The organism is Brevibacterium sp. OS20 (genome assembly GCF_056837565.1).
In genome coordinates this window covers 22,266-44,069 of the sequence record NZ_CM166367.1, presented here as the reverse complement: position 1 = coordinate 44,069, position 21,804 = coordinate 22,266, and the positions used below count along the sequence as shown (strand labels likewise).

General features: G+C 65.4%; 24 protein-coding genes. 13 read left to right on the top strand and 11 right to left on the bottom strand.

What is annotated here, in order from left to right:
- Window positions 1-120: 120 nt before the first annotated feature.
- On the bottom strand, window positions 121-726 hold the full coding sequence (locus ACVZTU_RS00205) for a hypothetical protein (RefSeq protein ID WP_139467877.1): 606 nt from the start codon (window positions 724-726) through the stop codon (window positions 121-123).
- A gap of 259 nt (window positions 727-985) precedes the next feature.
- Here ACVZTU_RS00205 and ACVZTU_RS00200 point away from each other — a divergent pair, with 259 nt between their 5' ends.
- From ACVZTU_RS00200 to ACVZTU_RS00180, 5 genes are all read left to right on the top strand, one after another.
- Window positions 986-1,819: an enoyl-CoA hydratase-related protein gene (locus ACVZTU_RS00200; RefSeq protein WP_482401069.1), complete on the top strand. Its 834-nt coding sequence runs from the start codon at window positions 986-988 to the stop codon at window positions 1,817-1,819.
- 62 nt (window positions 1,820-1,881) lie between these two features.
- Complete coding sequence (locus ACVZTU_RS00195) at window positions 1,882-3,027, top strand: acyl-CoA dehydrogenase family protein (RefSeq protein ID WP_482401068.1); 1,146 nt, start codon at window positions 1,882-1,884, stop codon at window positions 3,025-3,027.
- Window positions 3,028-3,128: 101 nt separating this feature from the next.
- Window positions 3,129-3,893: an SDR family NAD(P)-dependent oxidoreductase gene (locus ACVZTU_RS00190; protein ID WP_139467633.1), complete on the top strand. Its 765-nt coding sequence runs from the start codon at window positions 3,129-3,131 to the stop codon at window positions 3,891-3,893.
- A 94-nt stretch (window positions 3,894-3,987) separates the two neighbouring features.
- Entirely contained in the window at window positions 3,988-5,682 is a 1,695-nt protein-coding gene (locus ACVZTU_RS00185) for an AMP-binding protein (protein WP_482401067.1), read from the top strand.
- A complete protein-coding gene (locus tag ACVZTU_RS00180) occupies window positions 5,672-6,307 on the top strand; it encodes a TetR/AcrR family transcriptional regulator (RefSeq protein ID WP_181271210.1) in 636 nt (211 codons plus the stop codon). The genes ACVZTU_RS00185 and ACVZTU_RS00180 overlap by 11 nt, the downstream gene beginning before the upstream one ends.
- A gap of 205 nt (window positions 6,308-6,512) precedes the next feature.
- On the opposite strand, the gene ACVZTU_RS00175 is transcribed toward ACVZTU_RS00180, so the two are convergent.
- Window positions 6,513-7,313 carry a family 1 encapsulin nanocompartment shell protein gene (locus ACVZTU_RS00175; RefSeq protein ID WP_139467630.1) on the bottom strand — a complete coding sequence of 267 codons (801 nt, stop codon included), beginning with the start codon at window positions 7,311-7,313 and terminating at the stop codon, window positions 6,513-6,515.
- The gene (locus ACVZTU_RS00170) at window positions 7,310-8,539 is read right to left on the bottom strand and encodes a Dyp-type peroxidase (protein ID WP_482401066.1); all 1,230 of its coding nucleotides are present in this window, start codon (window positions 8,537-8,539) and stop codon (window positions 7,310-7,312) included. The genes ACVZTU_RS00175 and ACVZTU_RS00170 overlap by 4 nt, the downstream gene beginning before the upstream one ends.
- 178 nt (window positions 8,540-8,717) lie before the next feature.
- Between ACVZTU_RS00170 and ACVZTU_RS00165 the strand changes: the two genes are divergently transcribed.
- The 4 genes from ACVZTU_RS00165 to ACVZTU_RS00150 all read left to right on the top strand — a co-directional run bounded on the left by ACVZTU_RS00165 (window position 8,718) and on the right by ACVZTU_RS00150 (window position 11,716).
- Entirely contained in the window at window positions 8,718-9,182 is a 465-nt protein-coding gene (locus ACVZTU_RS00165) for a DUF488 domain-containing protein (RefSeq protein ID WP_482401065.1), read from the top strand.
- Window positions 9,179-9,697, top strand: coding sequence for a DinB family protein (locus ACVZTU_RS00160; protein WP_482401064.1), 519 nt, complete (start codon window positions 9,179-9,181; stop codon window positions 9,695-9,697). The genes ACVZTU_RS00165 and ACVZTU_RS00160 overlap by 4 nt, the downstream gene beginning before the upstream one ends.
- A gap of 82 nt (window positions 9,698-9,779) precedes the next feature.
- Complete coding sequence (locus tag ACVZTU_RS00155; RefSeq protein WP_139467627.1) at window positions 9,780-10,430, top strand: TetR/AcrR family transcriptional regulator; 651 nt, start codon at window positions 9,780-9,782, stop codon at window positions 10,428-10,430.
- Entirely contained in the window at window positions 10,427-11,716 is a 1,290-nt protein-coding gene (locus tag ACVZTU_RS00150) for an MFS transporter (RefSeq protein ID WP_482401063.1), read from the top strand. The genes ACVZTU_RS00155 and ACVZTU_RS00150 overlap by 4 nt, the downstream gene beginning before the upstream one ends.
- A gap of 30 nt (window positions 11,717-11,746) precedes the next feature.
- Here the strand turns inward: ACVZTU_RS00150 and ACVZTU_RS00145 are convergent, their stop codons facing one another.
- Entirely contained in the window at window positions 11,747-12,241 is a 495-nt protein-coding gene (locus ACVZTU_RS00145; protein ID WP_139467625.1) for a winged helix-turn-helix transcriptional regulator, read from the bottom strand.
- 76 nt (window positions 12,242-12,317) lie between these two features.
- Here ACVZTU_RS00145 and ACVZTU_RS00140 point away from each other — a divergent pair, with 76 nt between their 5' ends.
- Entirely contained in the window at window positions 12,318-13,700 is a 1,383-nt protein-coding gene (locus tag ACVZTU_RS00140; RefSeq protein ID WP_482401062.1) for an MFS transporter, read from the top strand.
- Window positions 13,701-13,718: 18 nt separating this feature from the next.
- Here ACVZTU_RS00140 and ACVZTU_RS00135 read toward each other — a convergent pair whose 3' ends face one another.
- Window positions 13,719-14,096, bottom strand: coding sequence for a VOC family protein (locus ACVZTU_RS00135; protein WP_482401061.1), 378 nt, complete (start codon window positions 14,094-14,096; stop codon window positions 13,719-13,721).
- Between the two features lie 113 nt (window positions 14,097-14,209).
- Here ACVZTU_RS00135 and ACVZTU_RS00130 point away from each other — a divergent pair, with 113 nt between their 5' ends.
- Window positions 14,210-15,583 (top strand): aldehyde dehydrogenase family protein, encoded by a 1,374-nt coding sequence (locus ACVZTU_RS00130; RefSeq protein WP_482401060.1) that lies wholly within the window; start codon window positions 14,210-14,212, stop codon window positions 15,581-15,583.
- A gap of 139 nt (window positions 15,584-15,722) precedes the next feature.
- Here the strand turns inward: ACVZTU_RS00130 and ACVZTU_RS00125 are convergent, their stop codons facing one another.
- From ACVZTU_RS00125 to ACVZTU_RS00110, 4 genes are all read right to left on the bottom strand, one after another.
- The gene (locus ACVZTU_RS00125; RefSeq protein WP_139467621.1) at window positions 15,723-16,460 is read right to left on the bottom strand and encodes a DUF4097 family beta strand repeat-containing protein; all 738 of its coding nucleotides are present in this window, start codon (window positions 16,458-16,460) and stop codon (window positions 15,723-15,725) included.
- A gap of 46 nt (window positions 16,461-16,506) precedes the next feature.
- Window positions 16,507-17,142 (bottom strand): TetR/AcrR family transcriptional regulator, encoded by a 636-nt coding sequence (locus ACVZTU_RS00120; protein WP_482401059.1) that lies wholly within the window; start codon window positions 17,140-17,142, stop codon window positions 16,507-16,509.
- A 76-nt stretch (window positions 17,143-17,218) separates the two neighbouring features.
- Window positions 17,219-18,331, bottom strand: coding sequence for a sensor histidine kinase (locus ACVZTU_RS00115; RefSeq protein WP_482401058.1), 1,113 nt, complete (start codon window positions 18,329-18,331; stop codon window positions 17,219-17,221).
- Between the two features lie 42 nt (window positions 18,332-18,373).
- A complete protein-coding gene (locus ACVZTU_RS00110; RefSeq protein WP_482401057.1) occupies window positions 18,374-19,054 on the bottom strand; it encodes a hypothetical protein in 681 nt (226 codons plus the stop codon).
- A 249-nt stretch (window positions 19,055-19,303) separates the two neighbouring features.
- On the opposite strand from ACVZTU_RS00110, the gene ACVZTU_RS00105 reads away from it, so the two are divergent.
- Together ACVZTU_RS00105 and ACVZTU_RS00100 are read left to right on the top strand one after the other, a co-directional pair.
- Window positions 19,304-19,867 carry a hypothetical protein gene (locus ACVZTU_RS00105; RefSeq protein ID WP_420095508.1) on the top strand — a complete coding sequence of 188 codons (564 nt, stop codon included), beginning with the start codon at window positions 19,304-19,306 and terminating at the stop codon, window positions 19,865-19,867.
- Complete coding sequence (locus tag ACVZTU_RS00100; RefSeq protein ID WP_139467617.1) at window positions 19,864-20,520, top strand: response regulator; 657 nt, start codon at window positions 19,864-19,866, stop codon at window positions 20,518-20,520. Before ACVZTU_RS00105 ends, ACVZTU_RS00100 begins: the two co-directional genes overlap by 4 nt.
- 65 nt (window positions 20,521-20,585) lie before the next feature.
- Here the strand turns inward: ACVZTU_RS00100 and ACVZTU_RS00095 are convergent, their stop codons facing one another.
- Window positions 20,586-21,125, bottom strand: coding sequence for a hypothetical protein (locus ACVZTU_RS00095; protein WP_482401056.1), 540 nt, complete (start codon window positions 21,123-21,125; stop codon window positions 20,586-20,588).
- Between the two features lie 142 nt (window positions 21,126-21,267).
- A complete protein-coding gene (locus ACVZTU_RS00090; RefSeq protein ID WP_139467615.1) occupies window positions 21,268-21,714 on the bottom strand; it encodes a MarR family winged helix-turn-helix transcriptional regulator in 447 nt (148 codons plus the stop codon).
- Window positions 21,715-21,804 lie beyond the last annotated feature (90 nt).

Here is a 21,804-nt window from a genome sequence, read left to right as displayed (position 1 = left end):
GGTCACGGGCCCAGCCACCTCGTGCAGCTTCATCGACTTTTGATCCAGTCATTGGGAGAAAACTCGATGACTGGATCAGAACCCGATGACGAACCGAACGAAACTCGATGCGTGCCGGCTCTACCGCTCGGTCGGGGTCAGGGCCCACACGGCGAAGGCGAGCAGCACGAATCCCGAGATGACGCCGCTGATGACCGGGATGAACGCCGGAGCCGCCGCGAAGAAGGCGATGAACCCGCCGATTCCGCAGAGGGTCACGACGGTGGCGAGCACATGAAAGCGATTGAGCTCGAACACCCGGCCGAGCGCATAGAAATGAGTGCCGACGACCACTGCCACCCACGCCACTCCGAGCTCCGGATGGCCGAGGCTCGTGAGCAGTCGGGCTCCGGCGAACAGGAGAACCGCCTCGATGAGCACGATGATCCAGTAGGCGCGACCGAACGGCGGTTCCCGGCGCCCGCTCTTCCCTGATTCGCCGAGGCGGCCGCCTCCACCACGGTTCCGCAGCAGTCCGCGAACCGCGAGGACCGCGATGCCGGCGAAGACGATGACGCCGACCGCGATGACAAGCGTGCGCCCCAGGGTCGAGAACTGGCCGGTGTTGATGATGAGGAACAGCAGCCCGAAGCCGGCGCCGATGAGCGCCCCGATCTCCGCACCGGCAGCTGTCTGCCTGCCCCTCGGTGACGTCGAGCCGTTCGGCCCAGGTTCTACAGCGGTCATCATCGTCCGTCTCTCGTCGTCATCGTCGGTCACTCCCGACCCAATGCCGGGAGTTCGGATCGGCCGACACCTGAGCAGTGCATTCTGTCGGCACCCTTGCCGGCAACATTCTTCCACCAGTGCACCGTCGCTCCGATGCGGACGGACGAAACTCGGCGAACTCACAAGAATCTTCCGGCACCGCGACTCTTGACCTCGTTCATGAACTGATGTTCACTAGGTGTGAACATAGATTCATTTTTCGTTCGAGGAGGCAACGATGCCAACATCCACCAGACCGACTCAGCAGACCGCAGCCACGGATTTCGAAGACATCCTCTACGTGGTGGAAGAGACCTTCGCGGTCATCACGATCAACCGGCCCGATTCCTTCAATTCGTTCCGGTCGCAGACCGTCGACGAACTCATCGAAGCCTTCACTCTCGCCTGGGGCGACAACCGCGTCCGTTCGATCATCCTCACCGGTTCCGGGCAGAAGTCCTTCTGCGCCGGCGGCGACGTCAAACAGAAGGCGCGGACCGGCGACTACGGCCCCGGCCGCTACGGCATGTTCCGCATCTCCGAACTCCACAAGGTCATCCGCTCGGTGCCGAAACCGGTGATCTCCGCGGTCAACGGTGTCGCCATCGGCGGCGGAAACGTGCTCACCACCCTCTGTGACATCACGATCGCGGCCTCGCACGCGCGCTTCGGCCAGGCCGGCCCCAAGGTCGGATCCTTCGACGCCGGCTACGGTTCGGCTTTCCTCGCCCGGGTCATCGGTGAGAAGCGCGCCCGTGAGATGTGGTACTTCTGCGAACTCATCGACGCACAGAAGGCCGAATCCTGGGGCCTGGCCAACGAAGTCGTCGACGCCGAAGAACTCATGCCCCGCGCCAAGGAACGCGCCCGGGCCCTCGGTCTCAAGGCACCGACGGCGCTGCGCTTCCTCAAGCAGTCATTCAACGCCGATTCCGAGATGCAGACCGGCTTCACGAACCTCGCCATGAGCGCCCTCGACCTCTACGCGCACTCCCCGGAATCACACGAAGGAGCGGCCGCCTTCGCGGAGAAGCGTGATCCGGACTTCAGTCGCTTCGACGGCGCGTACTGACCCCCGGCGCCCCGCCGGCACAGATCCCACCCGCACAGACCCTGACAGCACAGAGGATTCCCGTGGACACGACTCTCACCCCCGATACCCAGACCCTGCTCGATGCGGCGGCCGGATTCGAGGAGCGGCTCATCAGCGAGGCCCGCGAACGCGAAGCCGCCGGCCGCATCGGTGCCGATATCACCCGGGAGATGGGCCACGCCGGTCTCATCGCCCCCGAACTGCCGACCCACCTCGGCGGGGCCGGACTGACCAAGGTCACCGCGGGTCTCGTCACCGAGGCCATCGCCCGTGGAGACCTCACCGTCGCCTATATCCAGGTCGTCGGATCCCTCATCGGACAGGTCATCGCCCGCAATGCCAGCACCGAGGTGGCCGCCCACTACTGCCGTCTCATCACAACCGGTGACGAAACGGTGGCCATCGGACTCTCCGAACCCGAGGCTGGTTCGGACGCCGGAAACCCCTCGACCACGGCCCGACGGGACGGCGACGACTGGATCGTCAACGGCACGAAGTCGATGTCGCTGGCCATGACCTCGACGGCAACGGTGATCTTCGCCCGCACCGACCCCGAGGCGGGGCGCGGAAAGGGCATCTCGGCGTTCCTCGTCGACCTCGACGCCCCCGGAGTCACCCGGAACCCCATCATCGACATGGGTCAGGCGGCCGTCGCTCGCGGCAGCGTGGACTTCACCGATGTCCGTGTGCCCGCCAACCACCTCCTCGGCGAGGTCGGTGGAGCATTCACCCAGGTCATGCAGGGATTCGACTTCTCCCGAGCTCTCATCGGACTGCAGTGCACGGGGACTGCGACGCGCGCGATCGAGGATGCCTGGGCCTACGTCAAGGGACGTGAGGCCTTCGATCAGCCGCTGTCGAAGTTCCAAGGGGTCTCCTTCCCCCTGGCCGAGGCGGAGACGAAGATGGCGGCGGCCCGACTGCTATGCCTGGACACTCTGCGCCTCGGCGACGAGGGCCACCCGCACACCTCTCAGGCTGCCATGTGCAAGTGGTGGGCCCCGCTCGAGGCCTACCATGCGGTCCATCAGTGCCTGCTTCTGCACGGACAGAACGGCTACAAACAGGACCTGGACGTCGAGAAGCGACTGCGCGACGTGCTCGGCATGCAGATCGGCGACGGCACCGCCCAGATCATGAAGCTCATCATCGCCCGCAGCTCCGCCGGTCGCGAATACGCCCCCTGACCGGGTGGAACACCGGCCGACCGGGACGAACACGGGCCGACCGGAGCGAACACACCCACCTGACGACGCAGCATCAGACACACGACTGGAAGGACACCACCATGTCAGCACCCACTCAGACCGCACCTCTGACCGATCGCATCATCATCGTCACCGGTGCCGCCTCCGGAATCGGCAAGGGAATCGCGACCCGACTCGCCGCCGACGGCGCCACCGTCGTCGTTGCCGACCTCGACGCTCAGACGGCCGCGGACACCGCCTCGGCGCTGGGGCATGATTCGATCGGGCTCGCCGCCGATGTCACCGACCGTGCGGCCGTGGACGCCATGATCGCCGAGGTGGTCGAGCGCTTCGGACGCATCGACGTCCTCGTCAACAACGCCGGCTGGGACAAGGTCGAACCGTTCATGGAGTCGACGCCGGCGACCTGGCAGCGGGTCATCGCGATCAACCTCCTCGGCACGCTCAACTGCACGCAGTCGGCGGCCGAGCACATGATCGCAGCCGGATCGGGATCCGTCATCAGCATCGGCTCGGACGCCGGCCGGGTCGGGTCGAGCGGGGAGGCCGTGTACTCGGCGGCCAAGGGCGGGATCATCTCGTTCACGAAGACCTTCGCCCGCGAGGTCGCCCGTCACGGGATCTCCGCGAACTGCGTGTGTCCCGGACCGGCCGACACGCCGCTGTTCGCCGAGATCTCCGCGGACAATCCGAAGCTGCGCACCGCACTGGAGAAGGCGATTCCGATGCGTCGGCTCGCCCAGCCCGAGGACCTCGCGAATGCCGTGGCCTTCTTCGCCCGTCCCGATTCCGCTTATGTCACCGGCCAGACACTCTCCGTCTCCGGCGGACTGACGATGGCCTGAGCATCACGGCCGTCTCCCGTCGGCGGCAGTTGTCAGCACGACTACCAGCACCACCCGAGTCACAGGCACGACACCAGAGCAAAGGAGCCCTGCTATGCCCACCCGATTCGAGACCATCCTGACCGACTCCCTCATCAAGGAATTCACCTCATCCGGGGACTGGAAGAACCAGACCCTGCTCGACCACCTCGAGCACTGGAGTGCACAACGACCGGACGCGGTCGTCACCCGCGATCCCTACGGTGCTCACACCTATGCCGAGCTCAGCTCGGATGTCGACCGCTGTGCCCAGGCGCTCGTCGACCTCGGGGTCGAACCCGGCGACGTGGTGGGTGTGCAGCTGCCGAACTGGTATGAATGGCTGGTCATCCACCTCGGCGCGATCAAGGCCGGCGCTGTGACCAACGGCCTCATCCCGATCTATCGGGACCGCGAGATCGGGTATATGGCGAAGAAGGCCTCAGTGTCCGTGCTCTTCGTGCCCAACCGCTTCCGGAAGTTCGACTATCCCGATATGGTCGACCGACTGCGTCCGAACCTGCCGGAGCTGCAGCACACGATCGTCCTCGACACCCCTGGCGAGGCGACCTTCGACGGTCGGGACGGCTTCGAGAGGTGGACGGATTTCCTGGCTCGAGGGGAACGCGACTCAAGCTCGGACGGTTCACGGTCGGCCGCCTCGGCGATCGAATCCATCGCTTGGGACGGCCGGCGCCCGGACCCCAATGATGTCGGACTCATCCTCTTCACCTCGGGGACGACGGGCAATCCCAAGGGTGTGATGCACACGCACAACAACGTGCTCGCGGCCTCGCTGCCGTGGCCGGATCACCTGGGCCTGGACGAGGATTCGGTCATCCACATGGCCTCGACCTTCGGCCATCTCACCGGCTACATGTACGGAGTGTGTCTGCCTCTGCTCATCGGCGGTTCGGGCGTGTTCCAGGACGTGTGGAACGGCGAGGAGTTCGCCCGTCTCGTCGCCGAGCACGGAATCCAGCACACATCGGGGGCGACTCCGTTCCTCCACGATCTGCTCGAGGTGGCGAAGTCGACGCAGCACGACCTGTCCTCCCTCAAGCACTTCTGCTGCATGGGCGCCCCGATTCCACGCGTCATGGTCAATGAGGCGCGCACGCTGCTTCCGGAGCTCAACGTCTTCGGCGGCTGGGGACAGACGGAATGCGGGCTGGTGACGATGACGGCGCCGGGCGATTCGGAGGAGAAGGTCACGAGCACCGACGGACGAGCACTGGGCTCGATGAAGGTCCGCATCGTCGATCCCCTCGGGGAACCCGTGCCCGCGGGCGTCGAAGGAAAAATCCAGGTCACGGGCCCATTCCTGTTCGTCGGCTACCTCGATGAACCGGAGCAGACGGCAGACGCCTTCGCAGGCGTTTGGCTCGATACCGGAGACCTCGCCGAAATGGATGCCGAAGGCTTCATCCGGATCGCGGGGCGGTCGAAGGACATCATCATCCGCGGCGGCGAGAACATCCCGGTGGCCTATATCGAGAACGTTCTCTACGAACATCCCGCGGTCTCCCAGGTCGCCGTAGTCGCGGTGCCGCATCCCCGGCTGCAGGAGATCGCGTGCGCGGTCGTGACCCTCAATGAGGGCCACAGCCTGACGATGGACGAGCTGCAGGAGTTCTTCGACGCGAAGGGAGTGGCCAAGCAGTACTGGCCCGAGGCCCTGCAGTGCCTCGACGAGTTCCCTCGCACGCCAAGCGGTAAGATTCAGAAGTTCAAGCTCAGAGAGGAAGTCGCCGCCGAGCATGTCAGCTGAATCCGAAGACCTCAACGCGATCGTCCGCGGTGCCCGCGCGGAATTCCGAGAGCGGCAGATCGTCGACGCCGCCGTGCGTCTGATGCAGGAGAAGGGCACTCATTCGGTGTCCATGCAGGCGATCGCGAGGTCCGGCGGGGTCAGTGTCGGACTGCTGTACAAGTACTTCTCGGACAAGGAGCAGATCGTGCTCGCCGCGATCACCCGCGTCCTCGAGGAGTTCCGTCTCCGTGTCCCTTCCGCCATCGCCGAGGCGGCCGAACCCGTGGACAAGGTCATCGCCGCGTTCACGGAGTTCTGCCGCATCGTCGGTGAACAGAGACATGCGGTCGTGCTCACCTATCAGGTCTCCAGGGCACTGTCGAAGGACGGACTGAAGTCGATCCAGGACCAGGAGCTCGAGACCCTCCAGCCCCTCGTCGACGTCGTCACCGCCGCCGTCGAAGCAGGCGACCTGCGTGGTGTCGATGCTCAGGTGCTCGGGCACGACCTCATGTCGATCGCCCATATGTGGGCGCTCAAGTACTGGTACTTCCAGCGGATCGGGCTCGACCTGGAGACCTATATCGACCGGCAGGTGCGCACGCTTGTGCTGAGCAACCTCAGCGAGGCTGCCCGCCGCTAGGCCACCTCGTGGGGAGTCATCGACTTCTGATCCAGTGATCGCAATATAACTCGATGACTGGATCAGAACTCGATGTGCAACCGTACAGAACCCGATGTTTCAGGGAACAGAACCCGATGCCTAGGCAACTGCGGCCCTCTGCTGTGCAGCGCGACCTGGGGGCTGCGCCGCGACTCCGCAGGCGCAGCAGTTCACCGAGCCGGGCTCAGGGGTGCAGGGGGACGCTCGATTCGTCGGTGAGCGCGAGGAAGCCGAAGGTCTCCTGCAGGTACAGGTCGACGGTCTCGCTGTCGTGGCCGCTGTAGCCGATCGACAGGTCCTGGCCGAGGTGGAGTTCGTAGTCGCCGCCGCGGGTGGATACGAGCAGGGCACCTTCGAGCGCCGGCGCCCAGACGATCTCCCCGGCGCCGAGCTGGCGGGAGAGGTGATCGCGGATCGGGAAGCCGTGGTCCGTCGACTCGGAGACCTTCGTGTATTCGGCCTCGGACAGCAGCAGGCTGTAGGGTCCGTCGACACCGGCCGTGCGCAGGCTCGACAGCGCCTGCGCCACCGCGTCCGCATAGTCCTCCACTGCATCGGGCAGGGTCACGGCCGCGTTCGACGAGTTCGGGACGATTCCGCCGATGCCCGCGGAGTCGAGTCCGTGGAGGATGGCCCGGTCCTCGGCCAGGGCGATCGTCGTCGCTGCGTCCTTGACCGGCTGCCAGTCCGAATCGCCGGAGCCGCGTGCAACATCGTCGATGGCCTCACGCGTGACAGTGAAGGGGGCGCGCAGTTCGACGAATTCCTGCACGATGCGCTGTCGAATGTGCAGACCCGACGAATAGGACTGCACATCCTTGATATGTCCCGTGGTCACCGAGGAGGTCTCGAAACCGGTCGGCCCCTCGACGTCGACGATGCGCCGACCGGCGATATTGCGCTTGAAGGTGCGCCGAGCCTCCTCCTCGATCTCCGCCCAGGCCGGGCCGGTGATCGGGGCGAGTTCGCGATAGAGATTGTTCACTGTCGTCTCCTATTCAGGCTGCCGATTCCCAGGCTGCCGTCCGTGGGTGCTGAGGGGTCCGAATCTGTCGGGTCGTCGCTGTCTGTCGGTTCATCAGCGACCGGATCGTCGTCCGATCCGTCGTCGATGTCCGGTCCATCGACCTTCGCCGAGGCGGCTCCGCCGATCCCGAGTCCCGCCTCGGCGAGTTCCCCATCGGGATCGTCGAGGAAATCCTGGGACGGGACGAAGAACAGCCCTCCGGTCACCGCAGTCGAGAAGTCGAGGATCCGGTCGTAGGTGCCCACCGGGTCTCCGATGAACATGTTCGTAAGCATCTGCTCGGTCGTCGTCACGTCTGCGGCATAGGCGATGAAATAAGTGCCGTACTCCTCGGAGCCGACGGATCCGAAGACCATATTGTCGCGCACGATCTCCCGGTCGTTGCCGTCCTCGTCCTCGATCGAATTGAGCACGAGGTGCGAGTTCAGTGCTTTGTCTTCCTCGGCGAATTCGACGTCGGAGAGTTTGTGCCGCCCGAAGGCCGCTTCCTGCTCCTCGACGCTGAGTGCGTCCCAGGCGGCCATGTCGTGTGTGTACTTCTGAACGATCACAAAGGTGCTGCCCGGATAGCCCGGGGCGCCATCGCCGGGAACGGCTCCCACCTCGGCACCTGCCTCGGCGGAATCCAGGATGGACTCCGGGCCGGAATCCTGGGCGACGTCATCGGGGTGGCGGAACACGGCGTCGACGGCACCCTGGTCCTCGGGGTTCTCGGTGCCGTCGACGAAACCGAGGATGTCGCGTTCGTCGAAGTAGCGGAAGCCGTGGACTTCGTCGGCTACGTCGACGGCGCCCTGCAAAGCATCGCCGATGAGTCGGGCGAGTTCGAAGCACATGTCGATGCGGCGAGCGCGGATGTGGAACAGCAGATCACCCGGGGTGGACGGTGCCGTGTGGACGTCTCCGCGCTGTTCGATGAAGGGGTGGAGACCCCGGGGGCGGGGCGCGGTGAACATGCGGGCCCAGAGGTCGGCGCCGATGCCCGTGACACAGCTGAGATCGGCTTCGCGGGAGCGGAAGCCGACGGTTCGAGTCAGCCCTGCGATCTCGGACAGGAAGTCCTTGGCTCTGCTCTCGAATCCGGGGCGGACCGTGAGGACGAGGAAAATCGCAGACGGCGACGGCGGGACCAGCACCCGTTGCGGACTCTTCCCATTGGGGAATGCCTGTTGCCAGACGGTCACTGCATCATCTCCTCCGCTCGCGGCTTCGGCGCGGTGCACCTCGGGACACCAAGGTGACCTACGTCTCGGAGTCTACGCCTCACCAGGCGCGATTGGCCACGGTGCCTGCGCTGCCGTCAACCGCCGCTGTATCCGCGTCGTAGACTCGAAGGGAAGCGAGCGAAAGGAGCGTCAGCCGATGTCCGAGAAGAAGAGCTCCGCCAAGAGCTCCACACACGTGGTCCAGGTCCGCCGCATCTACGACGAAGCGCAGAAGTCCGATGGGACCCGGATCCTCGTCGACCGAGTCTGGCCGCGCGGGGTGAGCAAGGACAAGGCCGAACTCGACGACTGGGTCAAGGACGTCGCGCCCTCGACCGAGCTGCGCAAGTGGTACTCCCACGATCCGGAGAAGTTCGACGAGTTCGCTCGCCGCTTCCGCGAGGAACTGAAGAGCGATGATGCCGAGCAGGCCCTCGAGGAGCTGCGCGGGCTCGCGCAGAGGGGGACTCTCACCCTGCTCACCGCGGCCAAGCGCGACGACATCAGTCAGGCCACCGTGCTCGCCGAGATCCTCAATGACGGCAAGAAGACGAGTGGCACGAAATCGAGCGGCAAGACAACCGGAACCACCAAGTCCGGCTCCAAAAAGGACCGCGAATGAGCGAGATCACCCCTGACCCCCGCGACTGGACCGATGTCCTCGTCGGCGGCTGCTCCCAATGCGGCTTCACCGGCCATGAAGATCCGACCGGCGTCCCGACCACCCTCGCCGAGGCGGCCGCCACCTGGCAGACGGTCCTGACCAGGGCCGACGCCACCGAACGGCGCAGTCCGAACCGATGGTCGGACGTCGAATACGCCGCCCATATGCGCGATGTCCTCGACGAATTCCGCCGCCGCACCGAGCGCATGCTGGCCGAGTCCGACCCGACCTTGGACAACTTCGATGGCGATGCGGTCGCTCTCGAATCCGATTACGCCCACGCCGATCCCGCCGAGGTGGCCCCCGCCCTCCGCGCGGCCGCCGAGTCCTATGCCGGCCTCCTGTCCCAGGTCAGCGGGGAGGAATGGGAACGTCGCGGCTTCCGCTCCGACGGTCACGCCTTCACCGTCGCCTCACTCACGCTCTACGGACTCCACGAAGTCCGGCACCACCTCGGCGACGTCGGGGCCTGAAAACACGACCGACACCGGGGGGTCGGGACAGCCGATCTGAAATTATTGGACACTACTGTCCAAAATGCTTTAGTCTCGTTACGTGGGCAGGAAGAAGAGTTTCGACGAGCAGTCGGTCATCGATGCCGCCATCGCCGTGTTCAGCGAGCACGGCTATGCGGGAACCGATGTCGGACTGGTCTGCGAACGTGCGAACATCGGCCGCTCGAGCTTCTACAACACCTTCGACAGCCTCGACGCCGTCTTCCTCCGCGCCCTGCGTGACTATACGGCCACGGGCATCCCGCTCAGAGAGGAACTCGAGCGCAGCCTCGAGCCCGCTCCCGTCCTGCTCATGCACCGCCTCCGCGGCGAGCTGAAGAAGCAGTGCGACGACGAGAACCGGACCGGGTGCCTGTCGGCGAACACGGCCGCCGAGCTCGGCCGCGAAGTCGATGCCGTGTGCTCGATCCTCGACCCCGACCGCAACGCGTGGCTCGACACCTACTCAGGCATCATCGAGCGCGGTCAGACCGCGGGCCATATCCTCGCTGACATCGACCCCCGGATCCATGCCCCACTCATCCACAGCGTGCTCGCCGGCCTGCGCATCGCCGCCCGCGTCATGACCACAGAGGACGTCCTCGCCCAAGCCCGAGCCTTCGTCGCAGGACTGTGCACTCCGGCCGGCAGGGCCACCCTCGAGACCGAAGGTGCCCCAGGTGCCTCGACGAAAGGCAGCCCCACCCCATGACCACTTCGACACCGCCTTCCCTCAGGCCTCGGGTGCCTGGTCAGGTCTATCTGTTGGCCGCCGTGATCTTCTGCCTCGGCACCAGCGAGTTCATGATCGCCGGAATCCTCGAACCCTTGAGCGCTGACTTGAGCGTGACGATCCCGCAGGCGGGCCTGCTCATCACCGGTTTCGCCGTCGGCATGATCGTCGGGGCACCGGCCATGACCCTGCTGACGCTGACCCTGCCCAGGCGGGCGACGATGATCGTCATGATCATCGGCTTCTCCTCCCTCCACATCCTTGCAGCGCTGTCACCGAGCTACGGACTGCTCATGGCCTCAAGGGTGCTGTCGGCCTTCGCCTGCGGCGGGTTCTGGGCCGTCGCCGCCGTCCACACCTCAGCCATCGCTCCCGCCGCCGTACAGGGCCGTGCACTCGCCAGTCTCGTCGGCGGACTCACCGTGGCCAACCTCGTCGGAGTGCCGATGGGAACATGGATCGGCACCCAGTTCGGGTGGCGGTCGACCTTCTGGGCGGTCGCCCTCGTCACTGCACTGGCCGCAGTTCTCATCGCCGTGACCACCCGGTCGGACGCAAAGTCCACCGACTCAGCGAAGTCCACCGATCCAGACGAAGCAGAATCGCCTGCTCCCGCCGAGGCGGCCCCCAGGCTTCGAACTCTGCTGCGTGCCGAGATCGCTGCGTTCAAAGGACCCCGAATCTGGTTGGCTCTGGGCACGACGGCGCTGTTCCAGGCTTCGGTGTTCGCGTCCTTCTCCTACTTCTCCCCGCTGCTCACTCAGGTGGCCGGCCTGTCCGCGGACCTCGTTCCCGCAGTCCTCGCTGCCTTCGGCGTCGGTGCGTTCGTCGGTGTCGTCGTCGGCGGGCGCTTGGCCGACAGGAATATCTTCGGCAATATCGTCGGCAGCCTCACGGCTTTGGCGCTCAGCCTCGGCGCCCTGTGGCTGGTCGCGGACAATGCGAGCCTTGCCGTCATCATGATCGTCCTCGTCGGCGCCAGCGGTTTCTCGATCGCCGGGGCGCTCAATGCCCGCGTCTTCCAGATCGCGACTCAGGCGCCGACCCTGGCCGCCAGCGTCAACACTTCGGCCTTCAATGTCGGCAATGCGGTGGGACCTGCCGTCGGCGCCTGGGTCATCGCCGCCGGGTTCGGCTTCCCCTCCACGGTCATCGCCGCCATCGTCCTCGCGCTCGCTGCACTCGTCGTGGTGGCCGTGGCGATCCGCGTCGAACGGGCGTGGGCACGGCGATCAGAGCCCATCCTCGCCGAGGCGGCCTGCTAGTCCCAGCGGACCGTGCAGTCCGGTCAGTGCTCAGCTCAGAGTCCCAGCCGGCTGCAGCCGTTCGCGCGCGTCCTTCCACGGCTTGTCCCAGGACATGTCCTCCGGCAGCAGCACTTGACCGCAGGCACTGCATACCTCGCCCTGAGTCGTCTCGGCGCCGCAGGCTTCGTGGATGAGTCCCATATGGCCTCCGCCGGCAGGCAGTTCGGTGTGCTTCTCTGCCCACAGCGACAGCTGCTGCAGGATCGGCAGCAGATCGGCCGCGGCCTCGGTGGCCGCATAGCCCTGCCGGATCCGGGCCCCATCGGCGTAGTCGACCTTCGTCAGCAGCCCGGCCTCGAGCATCCCGGACAACCGCCGGCTGAGCACGGCTTCGGAGATTCCGAGATTCTCACGCAGCTGATCGAAACGCCCCCGACCATGGAGGACGTCGCGGACGATGAGCAGCACCCACGGATCGCCGAGCACGTCGAGGGACCGCTTCACCGGACAGAACTCCTGCGACCAATCCGAACGCAAAGCCATCTCGACTACCTTTCTTCGACGAAGTCTGCTTATACTTCCCCCAGTATAACTTCTTTGAAGAAAGTTCGAGGGATCGATGTCGACCACTCCACCCGCGCAGCGGCGGCACCGCCGCATCCACCCCGCCTGGTGGGTCGCTGCCGTCGCCTTCATCGCCCTGCTCGCCGCCGCCGGATTCCGGGCTGCTCCCGGAGCACTCATGGTCCCGCTCCATGCGGACTTCGGGTGGTCGATGAGCAGCATGTCCCTGGCCGTGAGCGTCAACCTGCTGCTCTACGGACTCACGGCCCCCTTTGCCGCGGCACTCATGGATCGCTTCGGCATCCGCCAGGTCGTGGCCGCGGCTCTGGCTCTCGTCGCCCTCGGCGCCGGAGGCAGCGTGCTCATGACCGCGTCGTGGCAGCTGCTCATATTCTGGGGAGTGCTCATCGGGCTGGGCACTGGTTCGATGGCCCTTGTCTTCGCTGCCACCATCGCCGATCGCTGGTTCGTCGCCCGCCGCGGGCTGGTCATGGGCATCCTCACCGCCGGATCGGCCACCGGTCAGCTGATCTTCCTGCCGCCGGTCGCGACGATCGCCGAGTCCACGGGGTGGAAGCCGGCATCCCTGCTCATCGGCATCACGGCGATGGCCGCCGTGCCGCTGGTCTGGTTCGTCCTCCGCGATCATCCCACTGACCTGGGCGTCCTGCCCTACGGTGCGGCTGATGCGAGCACGGATCGCCCGACCGACTTCAACGACGAGACCGAGCCTGAGGGCGACACCCCGACCACGGCGGAGTTCACCCCGACCACGCCCGCCGAACGCCGCGGCACCGGTGCCGCCCGACGCGCCTTCGCAGGTCTCTTCTTCGCCGCCCGTCATCGCTCGTTCTGGGCTCTGGCCATCGCCTTCGCGATCTGCGGCGCGACGACGAACGGACTCATCGGCATCCACTTCATCCCCTCGGCCCACGACCATGGGATGCCCGCGTCGACGGCGGCCGGCCTGCTCGCGGTCGTCGGGATCTTCGACATCGTGGGCACCGTGTTCTCCGGTTGGCTGACCGACAAATTCGATGCCCGGATCCTCCTCGTCGCGTACTACACGTTCCGCGGGGTCGGCCTGCTGCTTCTGCCCTGGCTGCTCTCGGACACGGTCCACCCGAGCATGATCCTCTTCATCGTCGTCTACGGCCTCGACTGGGTCGCGACGGTCCCGCCGACGGCCGCTCTGTGCCGCGAGATCTTCGGCGACAACGGCACCATCGTCTTCGGCTGGGTCTTCGCCGCCCATCAGATCGGGGCCGCCGCCGCGGCCTTCGCCGCCGGCGCCGTCCGTGACGCCTTCGGTGAGTACACCTACGCCTGGTGGGGCGGGGCGGCCATGTGCGTCATCGCCGCGGTCCTGTCGTTCGCGGTCAGACGCCGTCTGATCGATGATCGCAGGGAACCCGCCACCGCCGAGGCGGCCGCCTAGTCCCAGTTCAACCGAGATTCAGTCCTGTTCCTCCGGTTCCCACAGCTCGATCCGATTCCCTTCGGGATCGGTCACCCAACCGAAGCGTCCGATTCCGTCCATCTGCTGGGTCTCGTCGTCCACCTCGGCGCCGGCAACGCGGAGCTGCGCGATCATCGCGTCGAGGTCGGCGACACGGAAGTTCAGCATCGTCTGCTGCCGGTCCTGACCTTCCGGTCGCGTCCCGAAGTAGTCGGTGTCGGCCTCGAAGAGTCCGATCACGGTCGGTCCGGCCGGCTGCTGCCACAATCCGTGATCACCGAAGTCGACGCCGAGGACGACGCGGTACCAGGCCGTCATCGCCTCGGGGTCGGCCGCCCGCAGGAAGTATCCGCCGATTCCATTCACTCTCTCCACGTCCGAATCCTATGCCCGATCCCAATCCCAGGGATGGACTCAAGTGTCGCGGAATGTCGGGAGACTGTAGTTTGTTACAGGGCACAGATCGTCAACCCGTGAAAGGACGTTCCATGAGCAAGTTCGCTGTCACCAATGCCAACACCGGCGAAGTCGAGGAGGAGTTCGCCTCGGTTCCCAAAGAGGAGATTCCTTCCTACATCGATCGTGCCCACGAGGCACATCTGGCGTGGAAGGAGACGCCGCTGCATGAGCGCGCGGCGATCCTGCGCAAGTTCGCCGATCTCGTCGATGAGAATGCCGATGAGATGACCGACATCATCGGTCGTGAGATGGGCAAGATCAAGAAGCAGGGCCTCGGCGAGGTCGACAAGGTCGCCCGCACCGCCCGCTGGATGGCCGACAACGCCGCCACCCATCTGTCCACGACCCACCTGGCCGCCGCCGGTGCGGCCAGCAGCTATGTCGAGCACCAGCCGCTTGGCGTGTTGCTGGGCATCATGCCGTGGAACTTCCCGTACAACCAGATCGCCCGCTTCGTGCTGCCCAACCTCATGGTCGGCAACACGATCATCATGAAGCAGGCGTCGATCTGTCCGAAGTCCTCGCAGTACTTCGAGGACCTCCTCACCGAGGCGGGACTGCCGAGGGGCGTGTACCAGAACATCTACCTCGATTCCTCCCACGCCGAGGAGGTCCTCAAGGACTTCCGCGTCAAGGGCTTCTCACTCACCGGTTCCGAGGGTGCCGGTGCGTCGGTGGCCGCGATCGCCGCGAAGTACTACAAGCGCGCGGTCCTCGAGCTCGGCGGAAATGACCCGGCCGTCGTCCTCGACTCGAAGGACGTCGCCTCGGTGGCGCAGAAGCTCGTCGGGATTCGTCTGGCGAACGCCGGCCAGGTCTGCACCTCGCCGAAGCGCATGATCGTCGTCGATGAGCTCTACGACGAATTCGTCGCCGAGGCGGTCAAGGCCGCCGAAGCCATGAAGATCTCCGACTTCGACGACCCCGAGGTCGGCATGGGACCCGTGTCCTCCGAAGGTGCTCGCGACGAGATCATCGAGATGATCGAGAAGGCCGTGGCCGATGGTGCGACCCTGCACACCGGCGGCAAGAAGCTCGACCGCCCCGGCTGGTTCATGTCCCCGGCCGTGCTCACGGACATCGACCCGCACTCGGACCTCGGCTGCAACGAGCTCTTCGGACCGGCCGTGATGATCTACCGTGCCAAGGACGAAGAGGATGCTCTGCGTCTGGCCAATGATTCCGAGTACGGCCTCATGTCCTCGGTGTGGACCGACGATCTGGAGAAGGGTCAGGAGTTCGGCAAGAAGATCAACGCCGGCATGACGCTGATCAACAGCCACATGGAATCCGGACCGGAATACCCCTTCGGCGGCATCAACCGCTCCGGCTACGGACGTGAGAACGCTCAGTGGGCGTTCCAGGCGTTCACCAACGAACACCTCATCCGCGTCCACGCCTGAGCTGATATGAGACCTCAGGTTCACCCCTGAGAACTCAATCACCGAGGTGAACGGACGGTTTCACGACAAAACGAGTCCGCCGGGCAGCGACATGATCGCTGTTCGGCGGGCTCGTCCTCGTCTCTGTGGTCCGACCATCTCACTCGAGTGAGATATCCCCATTGCCGGTGGTGACCTCGACGGAGTGCGGGCTGTCGGGATCTTCAGACAGCGAGTTAGACTCCGCACCGTTATCAGTTCTCAGTGATACGGCGTAGGTCCCACTGGGCAACGAGGTGCTCACAGCACCATTGTCGGTCGTCACCCTCAGACTCGACGGCGCTTCGTCGAACGTCAGATCGACCTTCCCGTTCTCGGCCTGTGCCGAAACATTGTCTGAGCTCAGACCGCTGGCGTGCTGGTCACCATTCGTGCTCCTCAGCGTCAGATCGCCGGCAATGTCCGTCGCCGATATCCCGCCGTTCTCCGTCCCGATCGACACCGGCTTGTCGAAATCCTTTACAGACACCTCTGCATTATCGGCTTGCAGTCTCACCGCCGCGGACTGCGGGATGACCACCTGGTAGCGCACTTCGCACGAGGCGAGGAATCCGCAGTCCGTGGACAAGGTGAGCTCGTCGTCTGCGATCGCCCATGTCGCCTGCCCCGCCTTCCCGGTGAACCACCTCGTCACTTCGACTGCGTCGACATCGCCGGGCCGCAGAGCGATGTCACCCCCGGACTCCATGACAATACCCAGATCATCGCCGCCTATCCGAAAAGAGCGACTTTCGGGATCGACTGCGTCGGGCGAAGGTCCGCAGGAGCTCAGTCCGACAGCGCCGAGAACCCCCACGCTCGACAGTGCAATAGCCTTCGACCATCTCTGTACGTTCATTTCGACTCGCTCCTCGTCACGTGTCCTGCCACCGACACCATCGTCGTCAACTCCGCCGTTCGGATTCGGAGTGTGTGATCGCTTCGATCAGGGCGGCAATGGCCCGTTTGATCGCAGTCGAATCAACCTGCTCCGGGTCCGCCAGATGCTCCATCGACAGCCCGTTCGTCAGACAGTGCAGGACAAGTGCCGCCACACCGGGATCGATTGCGAGCTCCAGGCCGCTCCGTGCGGAGACCTCACGGATAGCATGCTCGGCGGCCTCTCGCTGTGTTCGCCGCAACGGCCCCCACGACCGTCTCGCTGCGGGGTCCCGTGCGGCTCGTGCCGCAAATTCGAGGCCGAGCCGACCCCGCTGCTCGTCCTCCGTGATGCTCTCTGCGACGACACCCGCCACGAAGGCCGCGACTTCGTCTGCCGGTCTCGCGGGAGCCTGCAGCAGTCGGTCACGTTCGCTTGTGGAGCGATCCTCGAGGACGGCAGCGAAGAGTCCCTGCTTGCTTCCGAAGTTCGAATAGACGGCGCCCTTGGTGAATCCGGCTCGCAGCGCGATGTCGTCTACGGTCGCAGCGGAGTAGCCGGACTCGGCGAATGCCTCCGCGGCCGCGGCGATGAGTCGCTGTCGGACTTCGGACCGCGGGATGCGTTTGGCGACTTCTCGGGCGTTCTGCGGCTGGTGCATGCCGATACATTACAATACTTTCAGTATTCAATACCAGTAGTATCCAAATTCCTGGCGGGCGAGCTGACGTCTGCGGTCATTCCGGATCTGGCAGGAACGCCTGCACCGTGAAATCGTCGTCAGCCCGGATCGTCACGGCTCCGCCGAGGTGGGCGGCACGTCGGCGGATGCCGCCCAGACCGAACCCTTCGATGATCGGAGAATTGTCGTAGGGGCTGCTCACTTTCATGGTGAGACCGGAAGCGTCGTAGTCGAGAGCGATCGATGCCTGCGGTGACGGTGCGTACTTGACGATATTCGTCAGGGCTTCCTGCACGATCCGATAGGCCGCAAGGTCGGCAGCGGCGCTGAGGGGGCGCACCGGACCCGTGACCACGACCGTGAGATCGATGCCTGCGGCACGGATCCTGGCACAGAGGTCGTCGAGGCGGGCGAGACTCGCCGCCGGAGACCGTGGGGCTCCCGACTCGTCACCGCTCGAGGCGGAATCGCGCAGGGCCTCACGCAGTTCGGCCAGCGCAGAACGACTCGCCGAACTGATTGCCCGCAGCGCGGTGAGCCCCTGCTCGGGCCTGCTCTCGGCCAGGTGGATGGCGATATCGGCCTGCATCTGAATCGCCGCGAGCCCATGACCGACGACATCGTGGACTTCCTGAGCCATGCGCAGACGTTCTTCTTCACGCAGACGTCGGGCCGCCTCGGCGTGTTCCCTGGCGCGAGCGGCCATGATGAGCCGCCGCGAGATTCCGATGGTCGCCGGGATGGCGATCCACGCAGCCGAGGGGAGTAGTCCGAAAAGCCCGGGAAGGGCCGCAGGATTGACGAAGATGTGCGCGACGAGCAGCGCGAATACGACCGCCGAAGCCACCAGAGCGGGAATCGTCGCAACCCGCCGGCACACGGTGTACACGGCGATCGACACGGCCGCCATGATCGCCGTGTACGGATATCCGAGCAGCAGGTAGACGGCCACGGCGAGGCTGGTCACGACGCACACCGGCACCGGGAACCGGCGACGCACGGCCAGGGGCGCACAGGCAAGGACGACGAGGCCGAAACCGAAGGCATCGGCGGATCGCGGCGCATCGCCGTGGGAGGACAGCACCACGGCCGAGACGATGCTCAACGTCAGCAGGCCGGCGGCGACGAGCCCATCGGTGAGGACGCGGCGATGCCCTTGCGCGCTCACTGCAGCCTGCTCATGACGGTCCTCCGCTCGAATGCCCTCCCATCATCCCAGTGCAGAGGTCTGCGACGGAAGACTGCGGCCACGCAGGATACTGACACCGGCGACGATGAACGCGGTCATCGTCAGCAGACGTCCAGCAGGCAGCAGGATCGAGGCGTAGTACCAGAACACCGAGGTGACCGAGAGCAGGGCCGGAACTGCGGCGATCCACGCCGTCACCCGCACCGGCCGGGACCAGGACCGCCAGAGCCCGATCGTCAGGGCCGCCGCACCGAGCGCGACGACATGTACGACCCCGCCGGCGACGAAGGACGCTTGACGGGCGACTTCCACGCCACCTGGCGACAGCACCGAGACCACGAGCGGCAGGCCGATTGCGATGGCGCCGGAGAGGCCCATCGCCGCAATGGCGATCCAGCCGGAGCTCATGCACAGATCACGCGCCCGCGTCTGCGGGCCATGGCACCTGATCGCCCAGAGGAAGACCGCCAATCCTGCCACAGAGAGCAGCTGCAGGCCGCCGGTGACCACAGATGCCGTGCCGTGCTCGGTGAAATAGGCGACGACCTCGTCCGTCGGGGCATCGGGCAGGGGCAGTGGGGCGATGGCCCCGGCAATGGGCGATACAAGGAGATAGAAGATGAGGAAGGCGAGCGCTGCGATGAGCGCAGTGACCGACCGTGTGCGGGCTCCGGATGGAGCAGTGATGTGCTGAACGTTCACGACGACAGCCCTTTCTGTGAGGAATCGTCTGCCAGTCTCGTCGCCGTCCCCGGCAGGGTCACCGGTGTGCGGAGGTATCTTCGTCTGCGTCCATGAGCGCAGAGGCCCTGCCGTCTGCGCCCGCGGACGTAGGCGCAGTGTCTCCGTGGGGCGGATGACCTCGCCGAGGCGGTCCCGTCAGACTGGTGCCCACACCGCCGATCGGTCCCCACCGTGCAGACCGGTCACCGCAGGGAAGGGAACCCGGACATGTCGGCCGCACTTCATTGGAAACCGTCGAAGCAGACCCGCAGACTGCTGCTGCTCGGCCATATCGCCGCCGCTGGAACATGGCTGGGCTTCGATCTCATCCTCTTCATCCTCACCGTCACCGCCCTCCGCGCCGAGGCGACGCACTCCGCCGCTGCCGCGGTGAGCATCTCCGCGTTCACCACGTGGCCCCTCATCGTCACCGGTCTGGTCACCTTGGCGACCGGGATCTTGTTGGGCACGGGCTCGAAGTATGGACTCACCCGCTATTGGTGGGTGCTCATCAAACTTCTGCTCACCATCGTCCTCATCGGCCTGGTGCCCGTCCTGCTGCTCTCCGGGGTGGAGGCTCTCGAGTCGAGCGGCCTGCGCGCCCTCGACACCGGAGGTGCCCCGGTCGTCGACCGCACCGCGCTCTTCCCGCCGATCGTCTCGTCCGCTTCGGTGTCCTTCGCGATGGTGCTCTCGGTGTTCCGACCCTGGGGGCGCGTCGCAAGGAGGGCTACACTCGATCACATGCCTGCCCCGGGAACATCAGATGATCGGCGAGCGCGATCGCAATGATCCGCGTGATGCTCGTCGATGACCAGGATCTTGTGCGGATGGGCCTGCGCGCCCTCCTCGAAGCCGAGGACGAGTTCACGCTCGCCGGCGAGGCCTCCGACGGCCTGGCCGCGGTGGCGACAGCGGTGCAGGAAAGACCCGATGTGGTGCTCATGGACATTCGCATGCCCGGTATCGACGGTCTCGAGGCGACGCGGCGAATCGTCGACAACGAGGATCTCGCGGGCACTCGGGTCATCGTGCTCACCGCGTTCGAACACGATGAGTACGTCTTCGAGGCGCTGCGCATCGGGGCCAGCGGGTTTCTGCTCAAGGACACTGCGCCGGCACGGCTGCTCGATGCCATCCGCATCGTCGTCTCCGGCGAGGCCCTGCTGGCTCCCTCGGTGACTCGCACACTCATCTCCGAGTTCGTCTCACCCACACCCCGTGCCCACGCTCCGCACCCGCAGTTGGACCTGCTCACCGACAGGGAACGAGAGATCGTCTCGCTCGTGGCCGAGGGACTGAACAATCAGGAGATCGCGGGCCGCCTGACCATCAGCCCGGCGACGGCCCGCACGCATGTCAGCCGCGCGATGATCAAGCTCGGCGCCCGCGATCGCGCGCAGCTCGTCGTCTTCGCCTTTCGGTCCGGTCTGGCCGCACCCTGAACCATCCGGTGCGGATCGGCCGGACTCGGGCCATTCGGTCCTGCCGGGAGTCAGATGTTCCGAGGTCACCGACTACGGAGACCTCGCCGTATCCGTTGTCCGATGAACGCAATCGAGGCCATGACCACACCGGAGCCCAGCCCGATCATCATGGCGATGCCGAACTCGCTGGCATGGATGACGAATGTGCTCACAGGCTCCGTGAACCCGGCGGCCAGATCGATCGCCCCTTGGGGCGGATTCTGCCCTTGGGAGGTTTCGAAGTTCCAGAACAGTTCGTGCACGAGGATGAGTGAGAGGCCGTAGAGTCCGCCGACGAGCAGGTGATCGCGCAGAGGAGTCCGAGTCCTTCGCAGCACGGCTGCGGCCAGCCATACGGCATACGGGGCGAGCGCGAGCACGAAGTACAGCAGTGATTCGTCCGCCTCGAGTACTCCGATATCGGTGAGGACCGTGCGCGGAATCGTCAGCGCCACCAGCGATCCCATCAGCCACAGGGACATATCGGCACCGAGGAGGCCACGCCGTCGCGGCCGTTCTCCGTTACCACCTGCGCCGTGCGCTTCCGGCGACTTCTCTGTCGACAGTGTTCTGTGCTCGTCCATCATCATTCCCGATTCCCTGCACCCGGTGGGGCGCTCCGATGTTCTGGGAGTCCATCATGACTAAGACCGGGTCGAGGTTTCGTCCGCCCGTGAGCGGCATATCGACTGCGTTCGCTGACGTATCGACGGAGAGCCCAATGGCTCAGACGACCGACTCGGCATAGAGCGCCGAGACCAGAGGCGCGAGCTCCGGCGTCTCACGAGCTTCGGCGAGAGCGGATTCGAGCACATTGTCATGCGTCGGATGCGCCTCGGCGAGCAGCGTCTCACCGGCAGGGGTGAGTTCGGTGTAGATGCCGCGACGGTCGTCGGCACAGAGCACACGAGTGAGCAGCCCGCGGTCCTCGAGGCGGGTGACCAGCCGCGTCGTCGCGCTCGATGACAAGGCGGCAGCGCGGGCGAGCTGCCGCATGCGCATATGCCAGCCGTCCTGCCGGCTCAGCGCATCGAGGACGGTGAATTCGACCACGGAGAGGTCGTGCTCGCGCTGCAGGCTGCGTTCGAGCTCGACCTCGATGAGTCCGTGCAGAGCAGCGAGCGTGCGCCAACCCTTGGCCCGGATCTCCACCGCGTCGTCCCTGATACCCACGTCATTCTCCTTGTTCTCGACGTCTCTCAAGGATACACCACTTGCGCGGATAAGACGCGTGTGCAACTATATTCATTGCGTCTGCAACTA

Bases quoted from the DNA above. Each gene is read 5' to 3' on its own strand.
- ACVZTU_RS00205 (WP_139467877.1), bottom strand. From the start codon at position 726: ATGACCGCTGTAGAACCTGGGCCGAACGGCTCGACGTCACCGAGGGGC.
- ACVZTU_RS00200 (WP_482401069.1), top strand. From the start codon at position 986: ATGCCAACATCCACCAGACCGACTCAGCAGACCGCAGCCACGGATTTC.
- ACVZTU_RS00190 (WP_139467633.1), top strand. From the start codon at position 3,129: ATGTCAGCACCCACTCAGACCGCACCTCTGACCGATCGCATCATCATC.
- ACVZTU_RS00185 (WP_482401067.1), top strand. From the start codon at position 3,988: ATGCCCACCCGATTCGAGACCATCCTGACCGACTCCCTCATCAAGGAA.
- ACVZTU_RS00180 (WP_181271210.1), top strand. From the start codon at position 5,672: ATGTCAGCTGAATCCGAAGACCTCAACGCGATCGTCCGCGGTGCCCGC.
- ACVZTU_RS00165 (WP_482401065.1), top strand. From the start codon at position 8,718: ATGTCCGAGAAGAAGAGCTCCGCCAAGAGCTCCACACACGTGGTCCAG.
- ACVZTU_RS00160 (WP_482401064.1), top strand. From the start codon at position 9,179: ATGAGCGAGATCACCCCTGACCCCCGCGACTGGACCGATGTCCTCGTC.
- ACVZTU_RS00150 (WP_482401063.1), top strand. From the start codon at position 10,427: ATGACCACTTCGACACCGCCTTCCCTCAGGCCTCGGGTGCCTGGTCAG.
- ACVZTU_RS00145 (WP_139467625.1), bottom strand. From the start codon at position 12,241: ATGGCTTTGCGTTCGGATTGGTCGCAGGAGTTCTGTCCGGTGAAGCGG.
- ACVZTU_RS00140 (WP_482401062.1), top strand. From the start codon at position 12,318: ATGTCGACCACTCCACCCGCGCAGCGGCGGCACCGCCGCATCCACCCC.
- ACVZTU_RS00130 (WP_482401060.1), top strand. From the start codon at position 14,210: ATGAGCAAGTTCGCTGTCACCAATGCCAACACCGGCGAAGTCGAGGAG.
- ACVZTU_RS00125 (WP_139467621.1), bottom strand. From the start codon at position 16,460: ATGAACGTACAGAGATGGTCGAAGGCTATTGCACTGTCGAGCGTGGGG.
- ACVZTU_RS00120 (WP_482401059.1), bottom strand. From the start codon at position 17,142: ATGCACCAGCCGCAGAACGCCCGAGAAGTCGCCAAACGCATCCCGCGG.
- ACVZTU_RS00105 (WP_420095508.1), top strand. From the start codon at position 19,304: ATGTCGGCCGCACTTCATTGGAAACCGTCGAAGCAGACCCGCAGACTG.
- ACVZTU_RS00100 (WP_139467617.1), top strand. From the start codon at position 19,864: ATGATCCGCGTGATGCTCGTCGATGACCAGGATCTTGTGCGGATGGGC.
- ACVZTU_RS00095 (WP_482401056.1), bottom strand. From the start codon at position 21,125: ATGGACGAGCACAGAACACTGTCGACAGAGAAGTCGCCGGAAGCGCAC.